The sequence below is a fragment of the Bifidobacterium pullorum subsp. saeculare genome (genome assembly GCF_016899725.1).
Lineage (GTDB): Bacteria > Actinomycetota > Actinomycetes > Actinomycetales > Bifidobacteriaceae > Bifidobacterium > Bifidobacterium pullorum_C.
Genome location: NZ_JACLYU010000195.1, coordinates 1 through 459, shown reverse-complemented (window position 1 = coordinate 459; position 459 = coordinate 1). Strand labels below are relative to the sequence as shown.

At 49.0% G+C, this 459-nt stretch carries 1 protein-coding gene; it reads left to right on the top strand.

From position 1 onward, the window contains the following. The coding region (locus H7U32_RS10125; protein ID WP_204469900.1) for a transposase at positions 1–459 on the top strand (459 nt) is incomplete at both ends.

The window sequence follows — 459 nt, the reverse complement described above, 5'->3', positions numbered from 1 at the left end:
CTCCACCACGGATCCAGATGCGGGAATGTTCGTAAAAGGGGAGCATGAGCGGCAGTTTGCCTACGAGGCCCATACAGCCAGTGACAAACATGGATTCATTCTGGGTGTAGAAGTGACAGCGGGAAATGTACATGACAGCATAGCTTGGGATGACCTGTATGACCAGGTAACGAGCCGTTTTAAGGAAATTCATTTTATCGTAATGGATGCGGCATATAAGACGCCGTGGATTGCAAAGAGAGTATTGGAAAACGAAAGAATCCCCGTTATGCCCTATACAAGATACACTGGGAAGAAGGAATGGTATAAGCCGTGGGAGTATACATATGACCCGATACAGGACACCTTTACCTGCCCGCACGGCGGCATTTTGCGCCATACCACTACAAACAAAGAGGGGAAGCGAACCTACCGAACCACCCCCTCCAAGTGCAGGGCATGTCCCTATAAAGACAAATG